27 protein-coding genes are annotated in these 23,679 nt (G+C 72.7%); 13 read left to right on the forward strand and 14 right to left on the reverse strand.

From position 1 onward, the window contains the following. Genes ADK67_RS35090 through ADK67_RS35100 form a run of 3 tightly spaced genes read left to right on the forward strand, consistent with a single transcriptional unit; the run spans position 1 to position 1,612 of the window. The gene (locus ADK67_RS35090) at positions 1-360 is read left to right on the forward strand and encodes an ArsR/SmtB family transcription factor (protein WP_053720864.1); all 360 of its coding nucleotides are present in this window, start codon (positions 1-3) and stop codon (positions 358-360) included. Then, positions 357-632: a hypothetical protein gene (locus ADK67_RS35095; protein WP_197289763.1), complete on the forward strand. Its 276-nt coding sequence runs from the start codon at positions 357-359 to the stop codon at positions 630-632. Before ADK67_RS35090 ends, ADK67_RS35095 begins: the two co-directional genes overlap by 4 nt. A 2-nt stretch (positions 633-634) precedes the next feature. After that, positions 635-1,612, forward strand: a complete 978-nt coding sequence (locus tag ADK67_RS35100; protein ID WP_053720865.1) for an NAD(P)-dependent alcohol dehydrogenase — start codon at positions 635-637, stop codon at positions 1,610-1,612. Between the two features lie 35 nt (positions 1,613-1,647). Here ADK67_RS35100 and ADK67_RS35105 read toward each other — a convergent pair whose 3' ends face one another. From ADK67_RS35105 to ADK67_RS35115, 3 genes are all read right to left on the reverse strand, one after another. Further along, positions 1,648-3,429, reverse strand: a complete 1,782-nt coding sequence (locus ADK67_RS35105; RefSeq protein ID WP_053720866.1) for a substrate-binding domain-containing protein — start codon at positions 3,427-3,429, stop codon at positions 1,648-1,650. Between the two features lie 98 nt (positions 3,430-3,527). Beyond that, a complete protein-coding gene (locus ADK67_RS35110; protein ID WP_231648503.1) occupies positions 3,528-4,352 on the reverse strand; it encodes a 3-methyladenine DNA glycosylase in 825 nt (274 codons plus the stop codon). A gap of 66 nt (positions 4,353-4,418) precedes the next feature. Continuing rightward, positions 4,419-5,318 carry an ArsR/SmtB family transcription factor gene (locus ADK67_RS35115; RefSeq protein WP_053720868.1) on the reverse strand — a complete coding sequence of 300 codons (900 nt, stop codon included), beginning with the start codon at positions 5,316-5,318 and terminating at the stop codon, positions 4,419-4,421. Positions 5,319-5,377: 59 nt separating this feature from the next. Here ADK67_RS35115 and ADK67_RS35120 point away from each other — a divergent pair, with 59 nt between their 5' ends. Further along, positions 5,378-6,583: an MFS transporter gene (locus tag ADK67_RS35120; RefSeq protein WP_053720869.1), complete on the forward strand. Its 1,206-nt coding sequence runs from the start codon at positions 5,378-5,380 to the stop codon at positions 6,581-6,583. 30 nt (positions 6,584-6,613) lie between these two features. Here ADK67_RS35120 and ADK67_RS35125 read toward each other — a convergent pair whose 3' ends face one another. Together ADK67_RS35125 and ADK67_RS52900 are read right to left on the reverse strand one after the other, a co-directional pair. Continuing rightward, on the reverse strand, positions 6,614-6,886 hold the full coding sequence (locus tag ADK67_RS35125) for a hypothetical protein (protein WP_053720870.1): 273 nt from the start codon (positions 6,884-6,886) through the stop codon (positions 6,614-6,616). 60 nt (positions 6,887-6,946) lie between these two features. Continuing rightward, positions 6,947-8,104: a CU044_5270 family protein gene (locus tag ADK67_RS52900; protein ID WP_197289764.1), complete on the reverse strand. Its 1,158-nt coding sequence runs from the start codon at positions 8,102-8,104 to the stop codon at positions 6,947-6,949. A gap of 166 nt (positions 8,105-8,270) precedes the next feature. On the opposite strand from ADK67_RS52900, the gene ADK67_RS35135 reads away from it, so the two are divergent. Continuing rightward, on the forward strand, positions 8,271-8,927 hold the full coding sequence (locus ADK67_RS35135) for an LmbU family transcriptional regulator (RefSeq protein ID WP_231648496.1): 657 nt from the start codon (positions 8,271-8,273) through the stop codon (positions 8,925-8,927). On the opposite strand, the gene ADK67_RS35140 is transcribed toward ADK67_RS35135, so the two are convergent. From ADK67_RS35140 to ADK67_RS35160, 5 genes are all read right to left on the reverse strand, one after another. Further along, the gene (locus tag ADK67_RS35140; RefSeq protein WP_197289766.1) at positions 8,896-9,348 is read right to left on the reverse strand and encodes a nuclear transport factor 2 family protein; all 453 of its coding nucleotides are present in this window, start codon (positions 9,346-9,348) and stop codon (positions 8,896-8,898) included. The genes ADK67_RS35135 and ADK67_RS35140 overlap by 32 nt on opposite strands. A gap of 65 nt (positions 9,349-9,413) precedes the next feature. Then, a complete protein-coding gene (locus ADK67_RS35145) occupies positions 9,414-10,448 on the reverse strand; it encodes a hemolysin family protein (RefSeq protein ID WP_053720871.1) in 1,035 nt (344 codons plus the stop codon). Further along, the gene (locus ADK67_RS35150; RefSeq protein WP_053720872.1) at positions 10,445-11,797 is read right to left on the reverse strand and encodes a hemolysin family protein; all 1,353 of its coding nucleotides are present in this window, start codon (positions 11,795-11,797) and stop codon (positions 10,445-10,447) included. Before ADK67_RS35150 ends, ADK67_RS35145 begins: the two co-directional genes overlap by 4 nt. Before the next feature lie 151 nt (positions 11,798-11,948). After that, on the reverse strand, positions 11,949-12,989 hold the full coding sequence (locus ADK67_RS35155) for a LacI family DNA-binding transcriptional regulator (RefSeq protein WP_053720873.1): 1,041 nt from the start codon (positions 12,987-12,989) through the stop codon (positions 11,949-11,951). Between the two features lie 89 nt (positions 12,990-13,078). After that, complete coding sequence (locus tag ADK67_RS35160) at positions 13,079-13,690, reverse strand: TetR/AcrR family transcriptional regulator (RefSeq protein WP_053720874.1); 612 nt, start codon at positions 13,688-13,690, stop codon at positions 13,079-13,081. Positions 13,691-13,778: 88 nt separating this feature from the next. Between ADK67_RS35160 and ADK67_RS35165 the strand changes: the two genes are divergently transcribed. The 4 genes from ADK67_RS35165 to ADK67_RS35180 all read left to right on the forward strand — a co-directional run bounded on the left by ADK67_RS35165 (position 13,779) and on the right by ADK67_RS35180 (position 17,736). After that, positions 13,779-14,537 (forward strand): SDR family NAD(P)-dependent oxidoreductase, encoded by a 759-nt coding sequence (locus tag ADK67_RS35165; RefSeq protein ID WP_053720875.1) that lies wholly within the window; start codon positions 13,779-13,781, stop codon positions 14,535-14,537. Positions 14,538-14,651: 114 nt separating this feature from the next. Continuing rightward, complete coding sequence (locus tag ADK67_RS35170) at positions 14,652-15,791, forward strand: Gfo/Idh/MocA family protein (RefSeq protein ID WP_053720876.1); 1,140 nt, start codon at positions 14,652-14,654, stop codon at positions 15,789-15,791. Continuing rightward, positions 15,788-16,906: a dihydrodipicolinate synthase family protein gene (locus ADK67_RS35175; protein ID WP_053720877.1), complete on the forward strand. Its 1,119-nt coding sequence runs from the start codon at positions 15,788-15,790 to the stop codon at positions 16,904-16,906. Before ADK67_RS35170 ends, ADK67_RS35175 begins: the two co-directional genes overlap by 4 nt. Then, positions 16,903-17,736: a sugar phosphate isomerase/epimerase family protein gene (locus ADK67_RS35180; protein WP_231648497.1), complete on the forward strand. Its 834-nt coding sequence runs from the start codon at positions 16,903-16,905 to the stop codon at positions 17,734-17,736. The genes ADK67_RS35175 and ADK67_RS35180 overlap by 4 nt, the downstream gene beginning before the upstream one ends. Here ADK67_RS35180 and ADK67_RS35185 read toward each other — a convergent pair. Both ADK67_RS35185 and ADK67_RS35190 read right to left on the reverse strand, forming a co-directional pair. Next, entirely contained in the window at positions 17,733-19,064 is a 1,332-nt protein-coding gene (locus tag ADK67_RS35185; protein WP_053720878.1) for a Dyp-type peroxidase, read from the reverse strand. The genes ADK67_RS35180 and ADK67_RS35185 overlap by 4 nt on opposite strands. An 85-nt stretch (positions 19,065-19,149) precedes the next feature. Then, positions 19,150-19,662, reverse strand: a complete 513-nt coding sequence (locus ADK67_RS35190; protein WP_053720879.1) for an SRPBCC family protein — start codon at positions 19,660-19,662, stop codon at positions 19,150-19,152. A gap of 302 nt (positions 19,663-19,964) precedes the next feature. Between ADK67_RS35190 and ADK67_RS35195 the strand changes: the two genes are divergently transcribed. Next, positions 19,965-20,813, forward strand: coding sequence for a PP2C family protein-serine/threonine phosphatase (locus ADK67_RS35195; RefSeq protein ID WP_053720880.1), 849 nt, complete (start codon positions 19,965-19,967; stop codon positions 20,811-20,813). 36 nt (positions 20,814-20,849) lie between these two features. Here the strand turns inward: ADK67_RS35195 and ADK67_RS35200 are convergent, their stop codons facing one another. Further along, a complete protein-coding gene (locus ADK67_RS35200) occupies positions 20,850-21,140 on the reverse strand; it encodes a hypothetical protein (protein WP_053720881.1) in 291 nt (96 codons plus the stop codon). 168 nt (positions 21,141-21,308) lie between these two features. Here ADK67_RS35200 and ADK67_RS35205 point away from each other — a divergent pair, with 168 nt between their 5' ends. Together ADK67_RS35205 and ADK67_RS35210 are read left to right on the forward strand one after the other, a co-directional pair. Further along, complete coding sequence (locus ADK67_RS35205) at positions 21,309-22,163, forward strand: helix-turn-helix domain-containing protein (protein ID WP_063797835.1); 855 nt, start codon at positions 21,309-21,311, stop codon at positions 22,161-22,163. A gap of 23 nt (positions 22,164-22,186) precedes the next feature. Continuing rightward, positions 22,187-22,378, forward strand: a complete 192-nt coding sequence (locus ADK67_RS35210) for a DUF397 domain-containing protein (protein WP_053720882.1) — start codon at positions 22,187-22,189, stop codon at positions 22,376-22,378. Positions 22,379-22,387: 9 nt separating this feature from the next. Here ADK67_RS35210 and ADK67_RS35215 read toward each other — a convergent pair whose 3' ends face one another. Next, complete coding sequence (locus tag ADK67_RS35215; protein WP_053720883.1) at positions 22,388-23,092, reverse strand: helix-turn-helix transcriptional regulator; 705 nt, start codon at positions 23,090-23,092, stop codon at positions 22,388-22,390. Between the two features lie 120 nt (positions 23,093-23,212). Here ADK67_RS35215 and ADK67_RS35220 point away from each other — a divergent pair, with 120 nt between their 5' ends. Then, positions 23,213-23,635, forward strand: coding sequence for a hypothetical protein (locus ADK67_RS35220; RefSeq protein WP_053720884.1), 423 nt, complete (start codon positions 23,213-23,215; stop codon positions 23,633-23,635). Positions 23,636-23,679 lie beyond the last annotated feature (44 nt).

Genomic DNA, 23,679 nt, shown 5'->3' on the forward strand with positions numbered 1-23,679 from the left:
ATGACAGGCCCCGGCACCTCACCGACCGGTGACCAGCTGGTCGAGGTGCTGGCCGCGCTGTCCAACCCGTTGCGGCTGCGCATCGTGGCCACCCTGGCGGGCGGTCGCGACTACGTGAGCAACCTCGCCCGGGTGATCGGGGTCAGCCGGCCGCTGCTGCACATGCACCTGCAACGGCTGGAGGCGGCCGGGCTGGTCGTCGGCAGCCTCGAACTGTCCGAGGACGGCAAGGCCATGAAGTACTTCGAGGTCGCGGACTTCGACCTGCGGCTGACCCCGGCGCTGCTCGCCGCGGCCGCCGCCACCCTGACCACCACGGACTCGCCACGCGGTCCGGCCCGAGAGGAGCCTTCGCGATGACCCTCGACCAGATGACCTGGCCCTCCGCCGTGTTCGCGGTCGGCGTGCTGTTCCTGACGCTCGTGTTCGTGATGTTCCTGATCAACAACTTCGTCGAGACCCGCAAGTCGAAGATCGACGCCGCGCAGGCCGAAGGGCTGCGCCAACTCGTGCGCCGCTACGAGCAGCTGGCCGAGAACACCCTCGACGTGCAGCAGCGCACCGCGGCCGACCTGGCCGACCTGCGCACCCGCACCGCGTCCGTCGAGCACATCCTCAGAACGGTGGAGTGACCATGAAGGCGATCGTGCAGGACAGGTACGGCGAGCCGGACGACGTGCTGGAGTTCCGGGAGGTCGACCGGCCCGAGCCGGGCGAGCGGCAGGTGCTGGTGCGCGTGCACGCGGCGGGGGTGAACATCGCCGACTGGTTCATCATGACCGGCATCCCGTACGTCATCCGGCTGGCGGGCTACGGGGTGCGCACGCCCAAGCGGAGCGTTCCCGGCACGGACGTCGCCGGCGTCGTGGAGGCCGTCGGCGCGGCCGTCACCCGGTTCAAGCCGGGCGACGAGGTGTTCGGCGAGGGCACGGGCACGTTCGCCGAGTACGCGTGCGCCGACGAGGACCGGCTCGCCGCGAAACCCGCGGGCATGACGTTCGAGGAGGCCGCGGGCGTGCCGCTGGCCGGGGTCACCGCGGTGATGATGCTGCGGGACGCCGGACGGCTCGCCGCGGGGCAGCGGCTGCTGGTCAACGGCTCGTCCGGCGGCATCGGCACGTACGCCGTGCAGATCGCGAAGGCGATGGGCGCGGAGGTGACCGCGGTGTGCGGCCCGAACAACGTCGACCTGGTGCGGGAACTGGGCGCGGACCACGTGGTGGACTACTCGCGCGAGGACTTCACCCGCACCGACGAGCGGTACGACGCGATCCTCGACCACGTGATGAACCACCCGTTCTCCGCGCTGCTGCGCCTGCTCACGCCCACCGGCGTGCTCATGCCGAACAGCGGGACGGGCGGCAAGTGGCTCGGCGGGGCCCGGCACCGGGTCAAGGCCGAGGTGATCCGGCCGTTCACCCGCCGTCGCCTGGCGCCGCTGCTCGCCCGGACCACGCGCGCCGACCTGGAAGTGCTGGCGGGCCTGGCGGAGTCCGGGCAGCTCAGGACCGTGGTCGGCCGCACCTGGCCGCTGAACGACGCCGCGCGGGCCGTCCGGCACGTCGGCGACGGCCACGCCCGCGGCAAGGTCGTCGTGACCGTCCAGGCGTGACCGTCCACGCGTGACGGTTCAGGAGTGACGGGTTGCTAGTCCGCGGACAGCAGCTGGCCGAGGGCGGCGTCCACGCCGCGGCCGTCCTCGACCACCGACAGCGTGCCGCCGGTGGACCGGGCCAGCTCCGACAGCGGCGCGCGTTCCGGGTCGGGGCCGAGCGCGATGACGCTGATCGCGATGTCCTTGCCCGGCTGCTTGGCCGACGCGAGCCGCGACGTCAGCTCCTCGAACGTCAGCCCGCCGTCGTTCACGCCGTCCGTCAGCACCACGATCCGGTTGCGCTTGCCGTCCTGGTAGTCGGCCAGCATCCGCTCGTACAGCGCGAGCACGCTGCTGTAGAGCTGGGTCGCGCTCCGCGGCTCCAGCGCGGCCACGCCGTCCAGCAGCGCCTGCCGCTGGGTGGCGACCGGGCCGGTGGCCACGAGCTGCCGGTACGGCTTGTCGCCGTCGAGCTGCCGGGAGAACTCCCACAGCCCGAGCGACCCGGACACCGACCGGTTGACCTGCCCGGACAGCGCCTGCTTCACCCACTCCATCCGGCTGCGGCCCTCGCCGCCGGGCTCCTCCATCGACTTCGACGTGTCCACCAGCACGGTGACCACCTGGCCGCCGTCCGCGGTCGCCCACGCGGCCGAGATCTGCTGCGTGGTGTTGGCGTCGGCGGGCGTGAGCGTGTCCGTGACGGCGGCCCAGCGGATGCCGGGCGACGGCTTGGGCCGCTCGGTCGTCGCCTCGACCCGCAGTCCCGCGCCGGCCAGGATCTTCTGCTGGTCCGGCTCGCGCAGGAACTCCCGGAACGCCTGCGCCGCGCGCACCTGGGCCTCGCCGACCCAGTCACCCGCCAGGGGCACGAACGGGAAGTCCGCGATCGGCGTCGGCCCGCCCGCCGCCACCCCGTACAGGGGCTGTGACGGCGGCGTGCCGCTGTCCTTGCCGGTGTTGTGCCGGTACAGGTCCACCTCGAACACCGGCACCGCGCTGAACCCGGCCGCGTTCACCGCCGTGCCGTCGGACAGCAGCTTCAACGCCTCCCACGTGCTCGCGGGCGTCTGCTCGGGCTTGGACGACGACAGCCGGCTCATCGTGCTCTTCACCGGTTCCAGCGCCAGCATCTCGGTGGTGACCGGGCCCTTGCCCTCGGGGCTCGCCCCGGCCAGCGCCGACTGCACCGCCATCGCGGTGGCCGTGTTCGCCGTCGGGTCGGGCATGGCCACGGTGAACCGGCCCCACTCGGCGTGGCCGAACCGGCCCCAGCCCTCCGCCGCGCCCGTCAGGTCGGGCAGGTCGGTCCAGCGGAACCCGGCGCCCGACTGCACCGCCTGCGCCGCGTCCTGGTGCAGGGCGAGCAGCACCGGGCTGGCCGCGATCGACTCGGGCACGGCGCCGAGCAGGGCGGCGTTCTGCGCGCCGAGCCGGTTGGCCCACAGCATCGAGTCGGTGACCCACGCGTGCGGGCGCTCGCCGATCTTGGCGGTGTCCCAGCCCTGGGTGAGGCCCTGGAGCACGACCTCGGAGTCGATCGCCTGCACCTCGACCTGGATGCAGTGGTCGTAGACGACGGGCCGCTGCCTGCTCCACGCCTCGGCGACCTGCTTGACCGCCTCGGCGACGCTCGGCGTCGAAGCGACCCTGAGCAGCGCCTCGCCCTCGTTGCAGTCGCCCGCCTGCGCCGCGGCACGGCGTTCCACGAGCCCGCCGACCCAGCTCCAGCCGAGCCACCCGAGCACGATGAGGACCACCAAGCCGACGATGGCCACGGGCCACGTCGCGATGCCGCGCCGCACCTTCGTCCGCAGCGCGCGGTGTCGAGACATCGTCTTCCCTCTCAGCGTCCGACCGGATACGGCTGGCGAATCCCGACCGGCGCCACGCTAACAGGTGGCGACGGCGGATCGGGTGAAGTCACTCCAGGTCATCGAGCGGCGACGGGCGCCGCGGCGAGCACCCGGCTCAGCTCGATCAGCCTGGCTCTCAGCGGCGTGGCGGCCTCGGCGAACGCGCTCTGCCGCCGGACGTACTCGGCGCGGCCCTCGGCGGTCTCGATCGGCACCGGCTCGTAGCCGAGGTCGGCCAGGTCGTACGGGCTGGCCCGCATGTCCAGCTCGCGGATCGCCACGGCCAGCTCGAAGCAGTCCGCGACCAGCTCCGACGGTGTCGCCGGGTCCAGCTTGTAGGCCCACTTGAACAGGTCCATGTTCGCGTGCAGGCAGCCCGGCTGCTCCAGCTCGACCTGGGTCTCGCGGGTCGGCTGCACGGCGTTGCGCGGCCGTGCCTCGGGGGTGAAGAAGCGGAACGCGTCGAAGTGCCCGCACTGCACCCGCTGCGACTCCACCACCCGGTCGGTGCCCTCGCTGCCCAGCCGCAACGGCCACGCGTCGTGCCGCACCTGCTCCGGCCGCTGCCGGTAGACCATCGCCCACTCGTGCAGCCCGAAGCAGCCGAGCCGGGGCGCGCGGCCCGCGGTCGCGGTCAGCAGCCGTCCGGCGAACTCGATCGTGTTGGCCCGTTCCCGCGCGAACGCCTCGACGTCCAGCGTCACGCCGTCGGGGGTGCGCCGGTAGACGGGCCACTTCAGGTAGGCGAGCGCGGCGTCGCCTTCGAGGACCACGCCGGGGCCGGGGTGCCAGCGCTCCAGCCGTGACGGGCGGTGCGAGTAGTAGGAGAACATGAAGTCCAGCACCGGGTGCTTGCGGCCGGTGGCCTTGCGCTCGTGGTGCGGCGCCGTCCACCGTCGCATCCGGGCCGCGTGCGCGTCACGGCGCGCGGTCCACTCGGATTGCGACAAAACGACCCCCACAAGACATCAGGGTACTTCGCCCTGGACGAGGGCCAGTCCGAGCCCGGTGCGCAGCGACACCACCTCACGCCCTTCACGGCGGCTGACCGCGAGACCGGCCGCCCGCAGCACGCCGAGGTGCTGCGACACCGCGCCCACCGTCACGCCGAGCCGGGTCGCCAGCTCGGTGACCGTGCTGGGGCGTTCCAGCTCGCACAGCAGTCGGGCACGGGTCTGGCCGACCAGGCGGGCCAGCGCGTCGTGCGTCGGCGCGTCCGACCGCTCCCACAGGGAGCCGAAGCCGTGCGCCGGGTAGCACAGCGCGAGGCGGACCGGGCTGTCGCGGAGGTAGGAGTGTGGCCAGGTGAACGCTGACGGCACCAGCACGAGGTCCCGCTCGCCGATGTCGACGGTCCGGTCGGCCACGGTGAGGTGCGGGTTCCGGTACGACACGTCCGGGTGCAGTTCGGCCAGCACCGTCGGCCCGCCCGCTTCGACCATCCGCCGTCCGCGCCGCTCCACGTCGCCCTGGAGGACGCCCTCCAGCCGTGGCCAGATCGGCGCGATGATCGCGTCGTGCACGGCGTGCAGCCGTTCCTGCATGGCGGCGATGGCCCGGGGCGGGTCGGCGAGCAGGCGGGGGTCGTCGACGGCCGCCGCGATCCGCTCCGGGCCCGCCTTGGCCACGGCGTCGATCTCGACCCCGACGCGCTCGGACCGCACGCCCGGCGTCGGGATCAGGAACTCCGGCACCACCGGTCTGGTCACCAGGACGTGCAGCAGGGACCGGTCCTCGCCCAGGCCGAGCAGGCGTCGTTCGGCCCACGCGATCCAGCGCTGGTGCACCGGGGAGAGGCTGGGGGCGGCCAGCACGCGCAGGCCGGCGATCGTCTCCCAGAGCGGTGAGACGGCGAAGCGGAGAGCCATGAGTTCAGTCCACGCTAAAACGTCCAGGGGCGCCGGCCCTAGTTGGCAGGGTGTGGACCATGTCCAGGGGGTGGGTGCGGCTGCAGGCCGTCGTGGTGTCCGGTTCGGTGGCCGAAGGCCTGATGTTGTCGGTGCTGCCGTGGATCGCGGCGACGATCACCTCCGACCCGCGGCAGCTGTCGCTGGTCAACGTGGTCGGCCAGTCGCCGTGGCTGGTGTTCTCGCTGTTCGCGGGCGTGTTGATCGACCGGGTGCGGCGGCGGGTGGTGCTGGCGTCGGCGTACGCGGTGCAGGGGTGCGCGGCGTTGGCGCTCGCCGTGGCGGGTGTGACCGACGCGTTGAGCCTGCCGCTGCTGGTGGTCCTGGCGTTCGTGGTGACGTCGGCGCAGGTGCTCGGCGACGGCACGACGGGCGCGCTGGTGCCGGAGGTGGTGGAGCCGGGCCGGCTGCCGGCGGCGAACACGCGGCTGATGGTGCTCGACCGGGGCGTGGTGCAGTTCGTGGTGCCGCCGGTGGCGGGCTTCCTCGTGGCGTTCGGCCTCGGCACGCCCGCATGGGTGGCCTTCGTGGCCGCGCTGGTGGCGTTGGCGCTGGTCCGGGGGCTGACGTCGGCTCCGGTGACGCCGTCGACCAAGCACCCGTTGCGCGACATCGGGGACGGGCTGAGGTTCCTGGTCGCCACGCGGCTGCTGCTGTCGATCACGGTGGCGGTGGGGCTCGGGTCGTTCGCGGCGGCCGCGACGATGGCGATGTTCGTGCTGTACGTGAAGGAGCTGCTGGGGCTGGGCGCGGTCGGCTACGGCGTGATGCAGGCGGTGCTGGCGGCCGGGTGGGTGGTGTCGTCGTTCGTGGTCGGCCGGGTGGTCGACCGGCTCGGGTACGCGTGGTCGATGCGGCTGGCCCAGGTCGGGATGGTGGTGACCATCGCGTTGTTCGCCGTGCTGCCGCCGTGGGCGTGGGCGGTCGGGGTGGTGATGTTCGCCCAGTCGGCGACCGTGATGGTGTGGAACGTCTGCTCGCAGTCCAGCCGGCAGCGCTTCACACCGCCCGCGCTGCTCGGCCGGGTGCTCACCAGCCACCGTGCGCTGGCTTGGGGGCTGACGCCGCTGGGCGCTCTGGCGGGCGGGTTCGTGGCGGCGGGGTTCGGGCTGCGCGCGGTGTGGGTGATGGCCGCGCTGATCCAGCTCGGCGCCCTGACCACCGCGTGGCTCGGCCTCTCACCGCGGGCGTTCCGGGAGGCGGAACTGGCGGCGGCCACCCGGTGACGCCCACGGGCCGCGCCGCGCGGGGTGGTGTCAGAGTGGGGGGATCAGGCCCGGGAACTTGCGCGCGCCGACGCAGTGCGGGCACTCGCGGCCGTTGTCGACGGTTCGCGGAGCGCCCCCGATCACCGCGGACGTCGGGTTGGCGATGAACCCCGCCCCGCCGCACAGGTGGCAGATGGTGCGGGGTTCGGAGGTCACGCCGAACAGGTCGTCCTCGTCCTCGACGTCATCGTCGTCGAACCCGTCCTCGTCCTCTTCCGGGTCGAAGTCGTCCTCGTCGTCGTCATCCTCACGCGGATCCACGTGACCAACCGTAGTCGGGTGGGACCGGCCGCGCGCCGGCGGACCGGTCCCACCCCGCGGTCACGGCCGCTGCCTCGGCTGGTCCACGAAGCTCTGCGCGGTAATCGCGTACGAGCCGAAACCGAGCAGTTCGAAGGTGTCCGGGTCGAACACGAGCGCCCTGTCCCGTAGATCATCGCTCCCCGACCTGGGCGTGGAGAGGGTGATGCCGAGCCCTCGACGTCCGGCGCCGTCCCGGGCGTCCGGCACCACCTGGAGCCGAGGCTCCCGGGCGAGTGCCTCGTACAGCGCGGCCCTGGAGAGCGGCGGTACGTACATGCCGTGGCTCCACACGAGCATCCTGGGCGAGTAGCTGATCGGCGTGCCTTCCTCGGCCGCGTTCATGTAGGCGACCATGGCATCCACGTCGGTCGGCAGGCGGGACAGGTACGCCGGGTTCGGCATGCACGGCTGCGTGGCGCCGGACACGATCTTGAAGTCCTCGAGCACCGCCGCCTGCCCGTCCCGGCACCCCGGGACGTCCCGCTCGCGGCCGTCGTGGTCGACGTACACCCCGTCGCGGGTGCCGTCGACCGACAGCCAGGACTCCCTCCAGTTCCCGTCCGCCTGCTCGATCCGCTGGTACACGAACTGGTCGGGCCGGGGCGGGGAGGTGGGGTCGGCGCGGGCGATCCGGGCGGCGTGGTTGAGCAGCCGCACCGCGTCGGTCACCGGCTGTGCCGAAGCCGGCGGCGTGGCCGCGGCCCGCCCGTCGGACGGCACCTGGCCGAACGCGATCAGGCTGATCGTCACGGCGACGGCCGCCACGAGCAGCAGCACGTCGCGGTCCTCGGCGGACAGCCCGTCGAGCGCGCCCGCCAGCCGCGACCGCACGGCCCACGCGGTCACCTCGGCGGCGACGCGGTCCGCGTGGTCGTGCTCGTCGGTGTCCGCCGCGCGGTCCCGGTAGCGGTGTGCCTCGTGCCTGCGGTGCTGTCCGACGAGGTTCGTCGCGATGCCGTACAGCCACGGCCGGGCGTCCGGTCTGGCCCGGTCGTAGCGCTGCCGCTTGTCGAACGCGGCGAGGAACGTCTCGGCCACGAGGTCGTCCGCGACCTGGGCGCCGAGCCTGCGCTCGAGGTACCGCCGGATGTGCGGCGCGTGCCGGTCGAAGATCGCCGCGAAGGCGTCCGGCTCGTGCCGCGACCGGTCGATGATCTCGGCGTCGGTGGGTGTCATGGTGGCCTTTCCGGCTGGTTCCCGGTGAAGGGCGGTCACCTGTTATCCGCCGTCGGGCCGGATCGGGTTCGCGGGTGTGAGCGGAAGTTGACCGGTGTGTGAGGCCCCCTGGAGTAGCAAGGACCCACAAGCGGATCAGGGGGAGCAAGTGGACAAGGTGAACGCAGTGCCGCGCCATCGTCCCGGCGGCGCGGTCGAAGGCCGGATCCTCACCACGCCGGTGGGGCTGGCGTTCCCGCGGGACGTCACGTTCGAGTCGTGGGAGCAGGCGGGGCAGCGGATCTCCCGCATCGCCAGCTCGTCGGCGTGGTACTTGGGCGACTGGCTGGTCTTCGGGCAGGACAGGTACACCGACAGGTACCGTCGGGCGGTCGAAGCTGTGGGGCTCGACTACCAGACGTTGCGCAACTACGCGTGGATCGCGCGCAAGTTCGAGGCGTCGCGCCGCCGCCAGGGGCTGCCGTTCCAGCACCACGCGGAGGTGGCCGCGCTGCCGCCCGCCGAGCAGGACGAGTGGCTCGACCGGGCGCAGCGGGAGGGCTGGTCGCGCACGGCGCTGCGGCGGGCGTTGCGGGAGAGCCGCGACCCCGGCTCGCGGTCGTCGGCGCGGGTGGTGATGCCGCGGGTCAACGCGGACGGCGACGCGGTGGACCGGTGGCGGCGGGCCGCGATGGCCGCCAACGCCGACTTCGAGGCGTGGATCGTGGCGGCCCTCGACCGCGCCGCCGACCGGGACCTCGAGCTGGTCAGCGTGCCGCCGCTGGCGGAACTGCCCGCCGAGCGGGAGTTCCTCAGCCTGCCCGCTGTGCGGCCGGCGTCATGATGTGCTGGTTGCCGGCGGCCCACGTCGTGGTCATGGTGACCGCGTCGATGAGCCAGCCGCCCTCGGCGCGCACGAGGCCGAAGCGGTAGTGGCCGCCCAGGGTCCAGGTCGGCTCGCCGTGCGGGTTCGCCAGCACGTGCACGGCCTGGAACTGGGCGGTGGCCACGGCCCGGTCGCCGTCGACGTCGACCAGGTGGTTGGACACGAGGTGCTGCGTCGCGTCGAGGCCGCCGAGCCCGGCGCGCCACCCGGCGACGATGTCGGTGGCCTTGAGCCGGGCGGGCTCGCCGCCGGTGAGGCTGGTGTAGTCGAGGTCCACCTCGTCGGCGAACACGGTGAGCAGGGCGTCCCAGTCCCGGCGGTCGGCGAACCACGCCATGCGGGTGGTCGCCTCGACGATCTCGAAGCGGTCGTTGATCACGACGAAGACCCTAGGCGGACGACGGTGGCGCGGGTGCCGGAATTACGACACCCGCGCCACCCCGTTCACAGCTCGCGGCGGACGTGCGTGCCGTCGCGGACGGTGCCGACGTACTCCTCGACCAGGTCCTCCAACGCCACCAGACCGCGCACGACGCCGTCGGCCGACACGGCCTGCGCCAGGTGGCTCTGCGAGCGCCGCAGCGACGCCACCGCGTCGTCCAGGCTCGCGTCCACCGGCACCCGCGGCAGGCCGCGCACCCGGCTCGGCGGCACCCGCGTCGACGGGTCGGCGCCCGCCAGGTCCAGCACGTCCTTCACGTGCAGGTAGCCGATCAGCCGGTCGTCCTCGCGCACCGGGAACCGGGAGAAGCCGGTGGCCGACACGGCGGCCTCCACCTCCTCCATGGTCGGCCGCGACGGCACCGACGTGATCCGGTCCAACGGCACCAGCACGTCGGCGACGGTCCGCTCGGCCGACGACAGGGTCTGCGTCAGCCGCCGGTGCTCGGAGTCCTCCAGCAGGCCCTCCTGCCGCGACTGCCCGATCAGCAGGGCCAGCTCGTCGCGGGTGTAGGCGGACTCCATCTCGTCCCTCGGCGTCACGCCGACGAGCTTCAGCACCGCCGTCGACACCACGGTGAACCCGCGCAGCAGCGGCGCGACCAGCCGGCAGAACCAGTAGTGCGCGGGCACCAGCAGCAGCGCGGTGCGCTCCGGACCGGCGATGGCCAGGTTCTTCGGCACCATCTCGCCCAGCACGGTGTGCAGCGCCACCACGATGATCAGCGCCAGCGCGAACGCCACGCCGTGCCGCACCGCGTCCGGGATGCCGACGCCGTGGAACGGCGCCTCCAGCATCGCCGCCACCGCGGGCTCGCCCAGCGCGCCGAGGCCGAGCGAGCACAGCGTGATGCCGAGCTGCGCGCCCGCGATGAGCAGCGGCAGCTCGCGGCCCGCCTTGATCACCGTGCGGGCCCGGCTGCTGCCCTGCTCGGCCAACGCCTCCAGCCGGTCGCGGCGGGCGGTGATGATGGCGAACTCGGCGCCCACGAAGAACGCGTTGCCGGCCAGCAGCAGCACGATCACCAGCACGATCATCGCGACATCCCCAAGTGGTCGGAAGGCGCCGGGTCCGCCGCGGGGTCGACCCGGGCGACCCGCAGCTCGGCCACCCGGTGCCGGTCCATCTGCACCACGGTGATCCGCCAGTCGTCCACCCGGATCTCGTCACCCGCGTCGGGGATGCGGCCCAGCCGGGACAGCACCAGGCCCGCCACGGTCTCGTAGTCGCCCTCGGGCATCCGGAACCCGGTGGCCTCGGCGATCTCGTCGTCGCGCAGCAGCCCCGACACCAGCCACGCTTCACCGCCGAGCTGCCGCACCGGGGAGGTCTCCCGACGGTCGTGCTCGTCGCGCACGTCGCCGACGATCTCCTCGACCAGGTCCTCCAGCGTGACGAGGCCCGCCGTGCCGCCGTACTCGTCGACGACCAGCGCCGTCTGCAGGCCCGAGGCGCGCAGCCGGTCGAGCAGCGCGTCGCCCTCCAACGTGCCGGGCACCGTCTGCACCGGCCTGGTCAGCGCCGACACCGGCGTGGTCGCCCGCTGCGACCGGGGCACCCCGAACGCCTGCTTGACGTGCACGATGCCGCGCACCTCGTCCAGGTCGCCGGTGTAGACCGGGAACCGGGAGAACCCGGTCTCCCGCGCCTTCGCCACCAGGTCGAGCACGGTCGCGTCCGCGCGCAGCGACTCGACCCGCACGCGCGGCGTCATCAGCTCCTCCGCCGTGCGGTCGCCGAACCGCAGCGAGCGGTCCAGCAGGGTCGCCGTGCTCGGGTCGAGGGTGCCCTGCTCGGCACTGGAGCGGATCAGCGCGCCCAGCTCCTGCGGCGAGCGGGCCGACGCCAGCTCCTCCGCGGGCTCCACGCCGAGCCTGCGCACCAGCCAGTTCGCGGTGCCGTTGAGCAGGGTGATCAGCCACTTGAACACCGCGGAGAACCCGGCCTGCACGCCCGCGACGGCACGTGCCGTCTCCAGCGGCTTGGCGATGGCCAGGTTCTTCGGCACCAGCTCGCCGAACACCATCGACAGCGACGTGGCCACGGCCAGCGCCAGCGTCAGCGCGATCGGACCGGCCGCCGACGCGGGCACGCCGACACCGGTCAACGCGGGGGAGATGAGCTGGGCGATGGTGGGCTCGGCGATGTAACCGGTGATCAGCGTGGTGATGGTGATCGCCAGCTGCGAGCCGGAGAGCTGGAACGACAGGGACCGGTGCGCCTTCTCCACGGTGTGCGCCTTGGCGTCGCCCACCTGGGCGACGTGCGCCTCGATGGTGCTGCGTTCCAGCGCGGTGAGGGAGAACTCGGCGGCGACCGCGATGAACGTGCCGATGGTGAGGACCACCACGGCGGCGAGGCCGAGCACGCTGAACAGGATGGTCATCGGGCCCACCGGGGGTGGGCCGGGCGGGGCTGGCAGCCGGGTATCGGACCCGGCTCGGTACTGCAGCCCGGGGACTGCGCGTCGCGCACGGAAGGGATCACTCCTCGTGAGGGGTGGTCGAACGGTGTCCAGAATAGAGCGTAATCACCGGTCAGCGCAGTCCGATACCGCTGGGAGGTGACGTGGACGCCCGCAGCACGACCTCGCCCGCCACCCGGACCGTGCGGGGTGAGGCCACCACGTCGTCCAGCACGAGCCGTGCCGCGCGCTCGCCCATCTCCTCCAACGGCAGCCGCACGGTGCTCAGCGCGGGCACCAGGTCGCGCAGGGTGGGGATGTCGTCGAACCCGGCGACCGAGACGTCCTCCGGCACCCGCAGGCCGTGGTCGCGCAAGCCCGCCATCGCGCCGAGCGCCATCACGTCGTTCGCGGCGAACACGCAGGTCGCGCCGGTGCGGGCGGCGATCAGGTCGGCCACGGCCGCGTGCCCGCCGTCGCGGGTGAAGCCGCTGGCGATGACGTTCGAGTCGGGCAGCTCCAGCCCCTCGTCGGCGAGGCCCGCCTTGAACCCGGCCAGCCGGTCACGGGCCACCAGCAGGTCCGGCGGACCGGCCAGCACGGCGAACTTGCGGTGGCCGAGCCCGGCGAGCCTGCGGGCCAGCGCCCGCGCGCCGGAGCGGTTCGCGGGCACGACGGTGTCCGTGCCGAGCTTGGCCTGGGAGACGCACGCCACCCGGCCGCCCTGCGCGGTGAACGCGGTGATCTCCTCGGCCAGCAGCCGTGACGCCGACCGGTCGGTGGTGCGGCTGCCCGCGATCACCAGGGCACGGGCCCGGTGCGCGCGCAGCGTGTTCACCAGCTCGACCTCGCGGCGCGGGTCGCGGCCCGTGGTGCCGAGCACCACGACCAGCCCGGCGTCCTCCGCGATCCGCGTCACGCCGGCGGCGATGCTGGAGAAGTAGGGGTCGGCGATGTCGTGCACCACCAGGCCCACCAGCACGCTGGAGTTGCGCGCCAGCGCCTGCGCCGAGGCGTTGGGCAGGTAGCCGAGCTTGCGCGCGGTGCCGAGGACCCGTTCGCGCAGCTCCTCGCTGACCTGCCGGGTGCTGCCGTTGAGGACGCGTGACGCGGTCGCGAGCGACACACCCGCGTGCTTCGCCACTTCCGCCAGCGTGACCTGCCGCGACGTCAACGCCGCCTCCTTCGCGTTCCTGGTCGGGCGAGACTAGCCGTTGCGCCCCGCCCGGTGGACGCGAGTTCACCAGGCCGGGCGGCCGGCGGTCAGCCGAAGTCGTCGTCGAAGGCGGCGCCGAGCGCGGCGGCGACCAGGCCGGGCAGGTCCGGACGCCCGTCCTCCCTGGCCCAGCGCACCAGGGCGACGTGCATCGCGGCCAGGCAGGCGCCCGCCGCGACCTGGGCGCGGAACTCCGCCTCCGGGTCCGGCGCGTCGCCGAGCAGCGCGTCGACCACGGCCTTCCGGGTGGCGTACTGGCTGTCCAGGTGGCGTGCGCGCAGGGCGGGCGTGTCGACCATCAGCCGCAGGCGGGCGAGGAGCAGGTCCCGTTCCGGCGACGTGCCGTCCCCGGCGGTGCCGACGAGGGCGCGGGTCGTGTCGACCAGCGTCCGCCCGATCCTGAGCACCACGGGCTCGTCGGCGGGCCGGGCCGCGACCCGTTCGGCGAGGAGGTCGTCGTACCGGTCGTGCAGGACGAGGTCTTCCTTGGTCGGGAAGTGCCGGTAGACGGTCATCGGCGAGACCTCGGACGCACGCGCGACGTCGTTGACGGTGGTCGCGTCGTAGCCGTGCTCGACGAAGAGCCGCAGCGCCCGCGACTGGATCAGGCGCCGGGTCTCCGCGCGCCGGCGTTCGCGCAGGTTCGGCGCTCCACTCATGCGTTAGACGATACCGTGGTGGTAGTGACTACCATTCAGCTACTCTCTAACAAGTTGAGAGTGTCTAACGCATCCGGGGAGAGTCGAGATGGGCAAGCTGACGGGCAAGGCGGCCGTGGTGACCGGGGCTTCGCGTGGCATCGGGCGGACCATCGCCCAACGCCTCGCCGCCGACGGCGCGGAGGTCGCCGTGCACTACAGCACCGGCGAGGCGGCGGCGGACGAGACGGTCGCCGCGATCCGGGCGGCCGGCGGCCGTGCCTTCGCGGTCCGGGCCGAACTGGGCGTGGCCGGTGACGTCGACACCCTGATGGCCGGCCTGGAGCACGGGTCGGCTGGGCTGGACATCCTGGTCAACAACGCCGCCGCGCCGCCGGCCGGTCCGATCGGGACGGACACCCCGGAGCGGTTCGACCACCTCTTCGCGGTCAACGTCAAGGCGCCGTACTTCCTCATTCAGCGGGTGCTGCCGCTGATGCGCGAAGGCGGCCGGATCATCAACGTGTCGTCGGTCGCCACGAGGGTGGCCAACCCCGGCCAGACGTCCTTCGCCATGGGCAAAGCCGCGCTGGAGACGATGACGTTCACCCTGGCCAGTGCCCTCGGCCGCCGCGGCATCACGGTCAACGCGGTCGCTCCCGGCGCCACCAGGACCACCGACAACGCGGCCGTCTTCGAGGCGCCGGGCCTGGCCGAGTTCATCACCGGCCAGACCGCCCTCGACCGCCTCGGCCGGGCCGACGACGTGGCCGACGTCGTCGCGTTCCTCGCCTCCGACGACGCGCGGTGGATCACCGGCCAGGTCCTCGACGCCAGCGGCGGCCTCCACCTCGGCCTCCGGGCCTGAGGTCGGGAGGCTCCTCGCGGACTGTCGCCGACCCCACACGGAGGTTGACGTCCGCGAGGAGCCGACCGTAGCGTGTTGGAAAGCGCTTTCCACGAACTTGAGCGGGGTGTACGCATGGCGGTGCGCACGATCGGCGTCGCGTTGAACGGGGTCACGGGGCGGATGGGGTACCGACAGCACCTCGTCCGGTCGATCCTGGCCCTCCGCGAGCGCGGCGGGATCCGGATCGGTGACGACGTGCTGGTCCCCGAGCCGCTGCTGGTCGGCCGCAACCCCGCCAAGCTGAAGGAGATCGCCGAGCGGCACGACCTGCCGCGCTGGACCACCGACCTCGACGCGGCCCTCGGCGACCCGGACGTGTCGGTCTACTTCGACGCGCAGGTGACGTCGGCGCACGTGTCCGCGCTGACCGCGGCGATCGACGCGGGCAAGCACGTCTACAGCGAGAAGCCGGTCGCGGCCACGCCCGACGAGGTGCTGGAGCTGGCCCGGCACGCCGACGCCGCGGGCGTGAAGCACGGCGTGGTGGCCGACAAGCTCTACCTGCCGGGCATCCGCAAGCTCAAGCGCCTGCTGGACGGCGGCTTCTTCGGCCGCGTGCTGTCCGTGCGCGGCGAGTTCGGCTACTGGGTGTTCGAGGGCGACTGGCAGGCCGCGCAGCGCCCGTCGTGGAACTACCGCGCCGAGGACGGCGGCGGGATCGTGGTGGACATGTTCTGCCACTGGAGCTACCTGCTGGAGGGGCTGCTCGGCCCGGTCGAGGCGGTGACCGCGCGGGCCGTCACGCACGTGCCGACGAGGTGGGACGAGAACGGCGAGCCGTACGCGGCGACGGCCGACGACGCGGCGTACGCGATCTTCGAGATGGCCGGCGGCGTGGTGGCGCAGGTGAACTCGTCGTGGACGACGCGGGTGAACCGCGACGAGCTGGTCGAGTTCCACGTGGACGGCACGCACGGCAGCGCGGTGGCCGGGCTGCGCAACTGCAAGGTGCAGCCGCGGGCGATCACGCCGAAGCCGGTGTGGGACCCGGACGTGCCGCAGTCCATCGACTTCCGCTCGCTGTGGCAGGAGGTCCCGGACAACGAGGTGTTCGAGAACGGCTTCATGGTGCAGTGGGAGGAGTTCCTGAAGCACGTCGCCGTCGACGCGCCGTTCGCGCACGACTTCCACTCCGGGGTGCGCACGGTGCGGCTGGCCGCGCTGGGCCTGGAGTCCTCCGCCACCGGTCGTCGGATCGAGGTGCCGGCGTGACGTCCGTTCAGCTGCCCGGCCGGGACGGCACGTTCCGCGAGCACCGGCTGAGCCCTCCGCGGACCTGGGAGACCGGGCCGTTCGAGTCGCGGGTCGCGTTCGCGGCGGCGCACGTGGTGGCGGACCCGTTCGGCGGCAACGGCCCCGGCGCGCCCGCCGTGCTCGACTGGGACGCCACGCTGGCGTACCGGGTGCGCTTGTGGGAGCACGGTTTCGGCGTCGCCGAGGCCATGGACACCGCGCAGCGCGGCATGGGCCTCGACTGGGACACGGCGCTGGAGCTGATCCGGCGCAGCGCGTCGATCGCGTCCGGGAGGCTCGCGGCGGGCGTCGGCACCGACCACGACACCGCGGACCCGTTGACGGCGTACCAAGAGCAGTTGGCCGCCGTCGTGGAGGCGGGCGCGCAGCCGATCCTGATGTGCAGCCGCAAGCTGGCCGCCGCCGCGCGCGGGCCCGAGGACTACCAGAAGGTCTACGGGACGCTGCTGGAGGAAGTCGACCAGCCGGTGATCCTGCACTGGCTCGGCACGGCGTTCGACCCGGCGCTGGAGGGCTACTGGGGCTCGGCGGACGTCCCGACGGCCACCGGGCACTTCCTGGACCTGGTCCACACCTACCGGGACAAGGTCGACGGGGTGAAGGTGTCGCTGCTGGACGCCTCGCACGAGGTCGGGTTGCGGCGGGCGCTGCCCGAAGGCGTGCGGTGCTACACCGGCGACGACTTCAACTACCCGGAGCTGATCGCGGGCGACACGCACGGGCACAGCGAGGCGTTGCTGGGCATCTTCGACGCCATCGCGCCGGCCGCGTCCACCGCGTTGCGGGCGTTGGACGCGGGCGATCGCGCCCGGTACGACGAGGTGCTGGCGCCGACGGTCGCGCTGTCGCGGCACATCTTCGGCGCGCCGACGTACTACTACAAGACCGGTGTGGTGTTCCTGGCCTGGCTCGGCGGGTTCCAGGACGCGTTCGGCATGGTCGGCGGGCTCCAGTCGGCCCGGGACGTGGTGCACCTCGGTGAGGCGCTGCGGTTGGCGGACCTGGCCGGGCTGCTGCCCGACCCGGACCTGGCCGCCCGGCGGTGGGGACGACTCCTGGACGTGCTGACGTGAGGCTTTCGCTGAACCAGGCCACGGTGAAGCGGGCGTCCGTGCCCGAGGTGGTCGACGTGTGCGTGCGCAACGGGATCCCGGCGGTCGGGCTGTGGCGCGACCCGGTGGCCGAGTACGGGCTGGAGCGGACGGCCGCGCTGGTCGCGTCGGCCGGGCTGGAGGTGTCGTCGCTGTGCCGCGGCGGGTTCTTCACCGGGCTCGACCAGCGGCTGGACGACAACCGGCGGGCCATCGACGAGACCGCCGCGCTGGGCGCGCAGTGCCTGGTGCTGGTGCCCGGCGGCGTGCCGGACCGGGACCTCGTCGCGGCACGGGGACGCGTCGCGTCGGCGCTGGAGGTGCTGGCGCCGTACGCGGAAGCGGCCGGTGTGCGGCTGGCCGTGGAGGCGATGCACCCGATGTTCTGCGCCGACCGCGGCGTGGTGTCGACGTTGGGCCAGGCGCTGGACCTGGCCGCGCCGTACCCGTCGTCGGTGGTCGGCGTGGTCGTGGACGCCCTGCACGTGTGGTGGGACCCGGCGTTGGCGGCCGACGTGCGGCGGGCCGGCCCGCGCATCCACTCCTACCAGGTGTGCGACTGGGTGACGCCGCTGCCCGCCGACGTGCTGCTGGGCCGCGGCCTGCCCGGTGACGGGCACATCGACCTGGTCGGGCTGACCGCGCTCGTCGCCGAGGCCGGGTACGACGGGTTCGTGGAGGTCGAGGTGTTCAACGAGGAGGTGTGGGCGCGGCCGTTCGACGCGGTCGCGGCGGACCTGGTGCGGCGGCACGGATCGGGCTGGGAGCCGGTCGTGGACGGCGGCCACGACCGACTCCCCGTCACCCCTTAACGGGGCAGCTCGCGACCCGCGGCGAGCAGTCTGAGGGTGCTGACCGACGGCGTCAGCGCGTACAGCGCGCCGGTGGTCCGCACGAAGTGGCCGCCGATCACGGCGTCCACCCCGGTGGGCGCGCCGCGCTCGCCCGGCGCGAAGTCCGGGTTGCGCGCCCACGTTCGCTGGATGTGCTCGAACTGCTCCGCCAACGACGTGCAGTGGGCCACGAACATCAGGCCGCGCTCGCCGTCGTCGGTCGGACCGGATTCGGCAGGACCGGTTCCGGCGGGGCCGAACGGGATGCCCCGGCGCAGGATCCGGTGCTCCCGGGGCGTCCGGTGGGTGAACGACCTCGGGTTCGTCTTGCGGATGTGGGCCGGGCACGGCGTCGCCGTGCCCGCCGGGTCGTCGGAGTAGTCGAAGTCGTTGTGGCCGAGGCTCGTGGCCAGCGGGCGGCCGTCCGGGTGCCTGCCGATCAGCTCCGGCCCCCGGCCATGCCGCTCCACGGCGTCCTGCCAGCCGTCGACGTCCTGGGTGAGGCGGCGGACCACCTGGATGGAGCCGTCCGTCAGCCACGCCGCGGCGTGCGGGCGGGCGGACTCGGCCGGGTGGCCGAAGACGAACTCGCCCGCGTTGACCAGCAGCGTGCCCGCCCGGCCCGAGCGGTGACCCGGCCGTTCGGCGTCCTCGTGGTGGAAGCCGCGCACGCCGGGCTGCGAGATGCCGTCCTTGTAGCCGAAGTGCTCGCGCCCGCGCCGGTCACCCGGGAGCGTGGCGGCGCGCTGCTCGTGGACCATCGCCACGCCGAGCAGGGTGTCGAGCACGTCCAGGTCGCGCGCGGTCCCGGCCAGGCGGGTCGGGTCGTCGGACGCGACCGTGACCACGGCGTGGACCCGTTGGTCCGCACGGCCGAAGAGCCAGTGCGCGGGCGCCGAGTCGCCGGTGTCGCCGTTGGCCCGCGCCGCTTCTTCGGCGGTGTGCGGGAAGTGCTCCCGGAGGTCTTCCCGCGTCGCGTCGGGGTTGATGCTCAGCTCGACCAGGCCCTCGGGCGTGAGGGACACGTTCGCCCAGGTGGCGTTGAGCCCCGCCGGGTCGCTGCCGAACATCGTGCGGCCGAGGGAGAAGACCTCGTTGAAGTCCTCCACGTCGGCGGTGGTGCTCAGGTGCCCGAGCATGGCGGCGAGCCAGGTGCGCCCCAGCTGGTCGTCGGTGAACCGGACGAACCGGAACAACTGGTGGTCTTTGTTGAACGCGGCCAGCACGTTCCCTTGTACCTCGTGGGACCGGCGCAACGGAGGACGCGCTTCCCGCCGGTCCGCACGCGGGTGCAGCAGGTCGGTCATCGTTCACCCCCTGACTTACAGGAGGCTCGCGTCGCCCTCCGGATACACCCGGGAACGGATCGTCAGCGGTTCGGCCGCCGGCGGGTCAGGAGCGCGCCGCTCCGCGCGTGCCGAGGACGGACTTCACCGGCGCCTGGTTCAGGTCGGCGTCCGCCGTCCTGATGTTGGGGCGTCCCTTGCCGGTGGTGATCAGCTCGCGCAGGCTGACCGCGACGTAGAAGCCCCACGACTTCGTGCAGAGGTCGAAGCACTCGTACTCGGGCACCAGGCCGACGTGCGTGAACCGGAGCCGCGACCCTTCGGGCGTCTCCGAGATGTCGAAGACGATGTCCGTGCCGGTCCACTCGGTGCGGTCCGCGGTGAAGCTGAAGAAGTTGTCCAGCACCCGCCAGACGACCCGCCTGCCCGGCACGACCTCGGTCAGCTCGACCGTGCAGCGGTGGTCGTTCATGTAGTAGTAGGTGAACTGGTCGCCGACCTCGGCCGTGGCGCCGTCGATGTGCTCCGACCACCAGCCGCGGGGGTCGACGACGGCGGCGAACGCCTCCTGCGGCGTCCGGTCCGTCGAGATGGTGGTGCTGAAGTCCTGGCCGGCCATGATCTCTCCCGGGTGCGCGGTGGTCGACGGGCGCGAAGAGGGCTTCCTCGGCGGCGGAGCCGGGACCGGTCGCCGTCGACCGCGAGGAACCCCGCCGTGCACCCAATGGTCGCACCGCCCCGAGTTGAGGTGCAACTCGGAAGTTGCGTTTGTTGGACCGGCGGGGCCGATGGGTGCTCGCGCCCGGTTCGATCACCCGGCCGTGTGGTGCGGATGGCCCTGACAGGTGGTTCCGGCGCGGTGGCGGGGGTTTCCGCTCTACGGTCACGCCCGAGCGGTCGTCGCCGCGAGAGGATCCGCCCATGACCACCTCAGCCGGCCTCCCGGTGGTGCACGTCCAGGTGGGCGTGGCGACCTCCCGGGGACCGAACCGCCCGCTCAACGCCGATGCCCACGCCCAGCACTGGTACCGCGGCACGTTCGCGGCGGCGGTGGTGGACGGCACCGGCTCGACCCCGGAGGTCGCCGACTTCGCCCGCGTCGCCGCCTCCGTCGCCGCCCGCACGGCCGCCCGCGAGACCCCCGTGCTCGGCGTCGTCGCGGCCGCGATCCCCTATGCCGACCACGAGGCCGACCACGTCCAGCCCAACGGCGCGATCGTCGTGGCCTCGGTGCGGGCGGGCGGGTACTGGCGCGTCGCCCACGCCGGCGACAGCTCCGCGTACGGCCTCAAGGACGACGGCACCCTGCACCGCTTCACGACACCGCACACCCTTGGCGAGGAGTTGCGGCAACAAGGCGTGCCCGACGCCGAAGCCTCGGCCCACGACCACAAACTGCGCCACAACCTGGGCCGCGTCCCGCTCTACGGCGTCGAGGGCTTCGAGGCGACGGCCCGACTGCTGGTCCTCGCGTCCGACGGCCTCAAACTGCCCCACGAGGAGCTGCGAGACCTGCTCCTCGACCACGGCGACGACCCGCAGCGGTGCGCCGAGGAGCTGCACGCCGCGGCACGCGCGCGCGGCAGCCGTGACGACGTCACGGTCCTGGTCATCCCCCACCCCGACCGCCCTGCGACCACTCATGTCACCGACGAGAGGAACAGCCATGGCGAACGCGGACCAGAAGAACCCCCAGGACCCGCGGAACCCGCCGCCGGACGAGAGCCCGACGCAGGAAATACCGAAGGTCCCGTCGAAGTAGTCGCCTGACCGGGCGGATGGCGTGTCGCACCACGCCATCCGACGTCACCCGGCGACACCCGACCCCGCCCCGTCCAGCCACACGACGTGGGCGCGGCGCGTGCCGGCCGAGCGTGAGCTGAGTTCGAACAGGGTGCGTGCGTTCTCCGCGCTCTGCGAGCTGAGGTGGAAGCCGCCTTCCACCGAGCTGACCTCGGCCCGATCCTCGAAGGCGACGCCGTAGCCCGCCACGCGGACGCTTTCCTGCTCGCCGTACTCCTCCACGATGGCGAACAGCCGCGGCGCTTCCTCGTGCGCCACTTCGTGCACCAGCATGGCGAACTCCTGCTCGGTCATGTCGCTCCTCTCGCCCCACCGGTCCAGGCGGTGGTGATTACGCTCCGTCGCCGATACCGTGACTGCCCGCAAGGCTGCCCACATCCGACGTGGAACGCAAAAAACGCAAAGAGGGCCTTGCATTCGCCGTGCAGCATTGCCGTGCAGCATTGAGGAGGACTGGACATCGTGGCCGCGAAGAAGAGCACGCCGACCATCCGGTTGCGCAGGTTGGCCGGTCAGCTCAGAAGACTTCGCGAGAGCACCGGCCTGCGCCGGGAGGACGTGGAGGAGCGGACCGGACTCCACGCCACCACCCTCTACCGCATCGAGACGGCCCGGTCCCGACCCCAGTACCGGACGTTCGACATGCTGCTCAAGCTGTACGGAGTCCCGGCGGACGAACAGCTTCGCTTCAAGGCGCTCTACAAGCAGTCGGCGGGCGAGGGGTGGATGCGCCCGTGGCACGAGACGCTCCGCGAGGGCTACACCGCCTACATCAGCTTCGAAGCCGAGGCGCAGCGCGTCCGCAACTTCGCGGGGATGTTCGTCCCGGGCCTGCTCCAGACCGAGGACTACGCCCGTGCGGTGATCCGCGGGATCGTCCACGAGATGACCGAGGAGTGGGTCGAGGACCGCGTTCGCACTCGGCTGGAGCGACAGGCGCTCCTCACCAAGGACCAGCCGCTCGAGTTCTGGGCGGTCATCGACGAGGCCGCGCTGCGCCGCGCGGTCGGCGGTCCCGCCGTCATGCGCGGCCAGCTCGAGCACCTGCTCGACGCGGCCAAAGCCCGGAACATCACGATCCAGGTGATCCCGTTCGGCTCGGGTGCCCACCCCGGGATGGCGGGCGAGATGCTCGTCATGGACTTCGGAGATCCCATGGACACCGACCTGATCTACATCGACAGCCAGGCAGGTGAGACATTCTTGGAGTCGGACGCCGACATCAAGCGCTTCCGGGACCGGTTCGATCACCTGGTGGCGGTGGCCAAGAGTCCTGACGACTCGGTGGCGCTGATCGCCGAGATCGCCGCCGGCTAGGAACCAAGGAGGTTCGGGCAACCATGCAGCAAGGGGATCTGTCGGGCGCGGCTTGGCGTACGAGCAGCTTCAGCGACGAGGGGCAATCCTGCGTCGAAGTGGCGCCGGTGGGTGAGGGCTTCGCCGCGCGCGACTCCAAGAACCCGGCCGGGCCGACGCTGTCGTTCGAGCTCGGGCCGTGGCGGAGGTTCCTCGCCGGGCTCGAGAACGGCTGACCGCCCGACTCACGGGAGCGCCGGGGTGCGGTCGACGAGGTCGCACGTCCGGAGCGCGAAGTCCTCGTGGCGGTGCGCGGGCGAGGGTTCGCCGGTCGTTCCGGCGTTCACGATCCGGTCGACGCGGAACGCCCGCTCGGCCTGGCGCAGCCGGCACCAGCCGACGAGGTACCAGTACCGCCCGCGCACGGTGGCGAACCGCACCGGCTCGACCTCGCGCTCCGTGCGGCCGCCGTCGCGGTCGAGGTAGGTGAGCCGCAGCACGCGGCGGTCGACGACGGCGTCCTGGATCACCGAGGGGACCGACGACGGCTCGGCCGCCGGCCGGTCGAGCAGCTGGACCCGGTCGGCCAGGGCGCGGGCGCCGGCGGCGTCACGCGACGACATCGCGGTGACGATCTTGTGGATCGCGCTGCGCGCCGCGTGGGCGAACGGCGTGCCCTCGGCGCGGTCGAGGGCCACGGCGACGGCGGTCGCCTCGGCGGGCGTGAAGTTCAGCGGCGGCAGGGTCATGGCCTTGTCGACCGCGTAGCCGCCGCGCCGCCCGGTGTCGGCGTAGATCGGCACGCCTGCCTGGGTCAGCGCGCCGATGTCCCGGGCGATGGTGCGCACGCTCACCTCGTAGCGGGCGGCCAGCTCGCGGGCGGTGCGCCGGCGCGGCGAGACCGCGCGCAGGTCCTCCACGATGGCGTACAGCCGATCCGTGCGGTTCATGCTCCCGGACGCTAGCCGGGCCCACCGACAGAACCCGTGTGAAGGACTCCGGAAACGGTGACATAAGGGTGTCTCACCGGCCGTCGATCGTGGTGTTCACCCAACCGAACGGAGTACGACATGCCTGTCGGATACCTCGACGTGCCCACCGGCGCCGACCTGGACCGGAAGAGCGCCATGGTGCGTGCCATCTACGAAGCCGTGCACGAGGTCTACCCGTTTCCCGACGACACGCGGATCTTCGTGCGGGAGTGGTTGCCCGACGCGGTGAGCCGGAACGGTCTCCTCGGGTCGGAGCCGGCCAGGCCGGTGTTCGTGGTGCACGTCCCGCCGGGCGCGGAGATCGACGCCAAGCGGACGATGCTGCGGAAGGTCAGTGCGGCGGTCGGCGACGCGTACGACCTGCCGGACTTCATGACGTTCCTCCACGAGCACCCGCTCGACCTCGTGGCGCTCGACGGCGGTCTGCTCGCCGATGACCGGCAGCGGGTCGGTGATCGGACGGAGGCGTCCGTCGGCTCGGCGCGGGGCAACGGCGGCTGACCCGTGCACGACGAAGCCCGCCCCCGGCAGCACGTGGGGGCGGG

The organism is Saccharothrix sp. NRRL B-16348, from assembly GCF_001280085.1.
Classification (GTDB): domain Bacteria; phylum Actinomycetota; class Actinomycetes; order Mycobacteriales; family Pseudonocardiaceae; genus Actinosynnema.

Coding starts and splice junctions, on each gene's coding strand:
- ADK67_RS35090 (WP_053720864.1), top strand. CDS start 1: ATGACAGGCCCCGGCACCTCACCGACCGGTGACCAGCTGGTCGAGGTG.
- ADK67_RS35095 (WP_197289763.1), top strand. CDS start 357: ATGACCCTCGACCAGATGACCTGGCCCTCCGCCGTGTTCGCGGTCGGC.
- ADK67_RS35100 (WP_053720865.1), top strand. CDS start 635: ATGAAGGCGATCGTGCAGGACAGGTACGGCGAGCCGGACGACGTGCTG.
- ADK67_RS35105 (WP_053720866.1), bottom strand. CDS start 3,429: ATGTCTCGACACCGCGCGCTGCGGACGAAGGTGCGGCGCGGCATCGCG.
- ADK67_RS35110 (WP_231648503.1), bottom strand. CDS start 4,352: ATGCGACGGTGGACGGCGCCGCACCACGAGCGCAAGGCCACCGGCCGC.
- ADK67_RS35115 (WP_053720868.1), bottom strand. CDS start 5,318: ATGGCTCTCCGCTTCGCCGTCTCACCGCTCTGGGAGACGATCGCCGGC.
- ADK67_RS35120 (WP_053720869.1), top strand. CDS start 5,378: ATGTCCAGGGGGTGGGTGCGGCTGCAGGCCGTCGTGGTGTCCGGTTCG.
- ADK67_RS52900 (WP_197289764.1), bottom strand. CDS start 8,104: ATGACACCCACCGACGCCGAGATCATCGACCGGTCGCGGCACGAGCCG.
- ADK67_RS35145 (WP_053720871.1), bottom strand. CDS start 10,448: ATGATCGTGCTGGTGATCGTGCTGCTGCTGGCCGGCAACGCGTTCTTC.
- ADK67_RS35150 (WP_053720872.1), bottom strand. CDS start 11,797: ATGACCATCCTGTTCAGCGTGCTCGGCCTCGCCGCCGTGGTGGTCCTC.
- ADK67_RS35160 (WP_053720874.1), bottom strand. CDS start 13,690: ATGAGTGGAGCGCCGAACCTGCGCGAACGCCGGCGCGCGGAGACCCGG.
- ADK67_RS35165 (WP_053720875.1), top strand. CDS start 13,779: ATGGGCAAGCTGACGGGCAAGGCGGCCGTGGTGACCGGGGCTTCGCGT.
- ADK67_RS35170 (WP_053720876.1), top strand. CDS start 14,652: ATGGCGGTGCGCACGATCGGCGTCGCGTTGAACGGGGTCACGGGGCGG.
- ADK67_RS35185 (WP_053720878.1), bottom strand. CDS start 19,064: ATGACCGACCTGCTGCACCCGCGTGCGGACCGGCGGGAAGCGCGTCCT.
- ADK67_RS35190 (WP_053720879.1), bottom strand. CDS start 19,662: ATGGCCGGCCAGGACTTCAGCACCACCATCTCGACGGACCGGACGCCG.
- ADK67_RS35195 (WP_053720880.1), top strand. CDS start 19,965: ATGACCACCTCAGCCGGCCTCCCGGTGGTGCACGTCCAGGTGGGCGTG.
- ADK67_RS35200 (WP_053720881.1), bottom strand. CDS start 21,140: ATGACCGAGCAGGAGTTCGCCATGCTGGTGCACGAAGTGGCGCACGAG.
- ADK67_RS35210 (WP_053720882.1), top strand. CDS start 22,187: ATGCAGCAAGGGGATCTGTCGGGCGCGGCTTGGCGTACGAGCAGCTTC.
- ADK67_RS35215 (WP_053720883.1), bottom strand. CDS start 23,092: ATGAACCGCACGGATCGGCTGTACGCCATCGTGGAGGACCTGCGCGCG.
- ADK67_RS35220 (WP_053720884.1), top strand. CDS start 23,213: ATGCCTGTCGGATACCTCGACGTGCCCACCGGCGCCGACCTGGACCGG.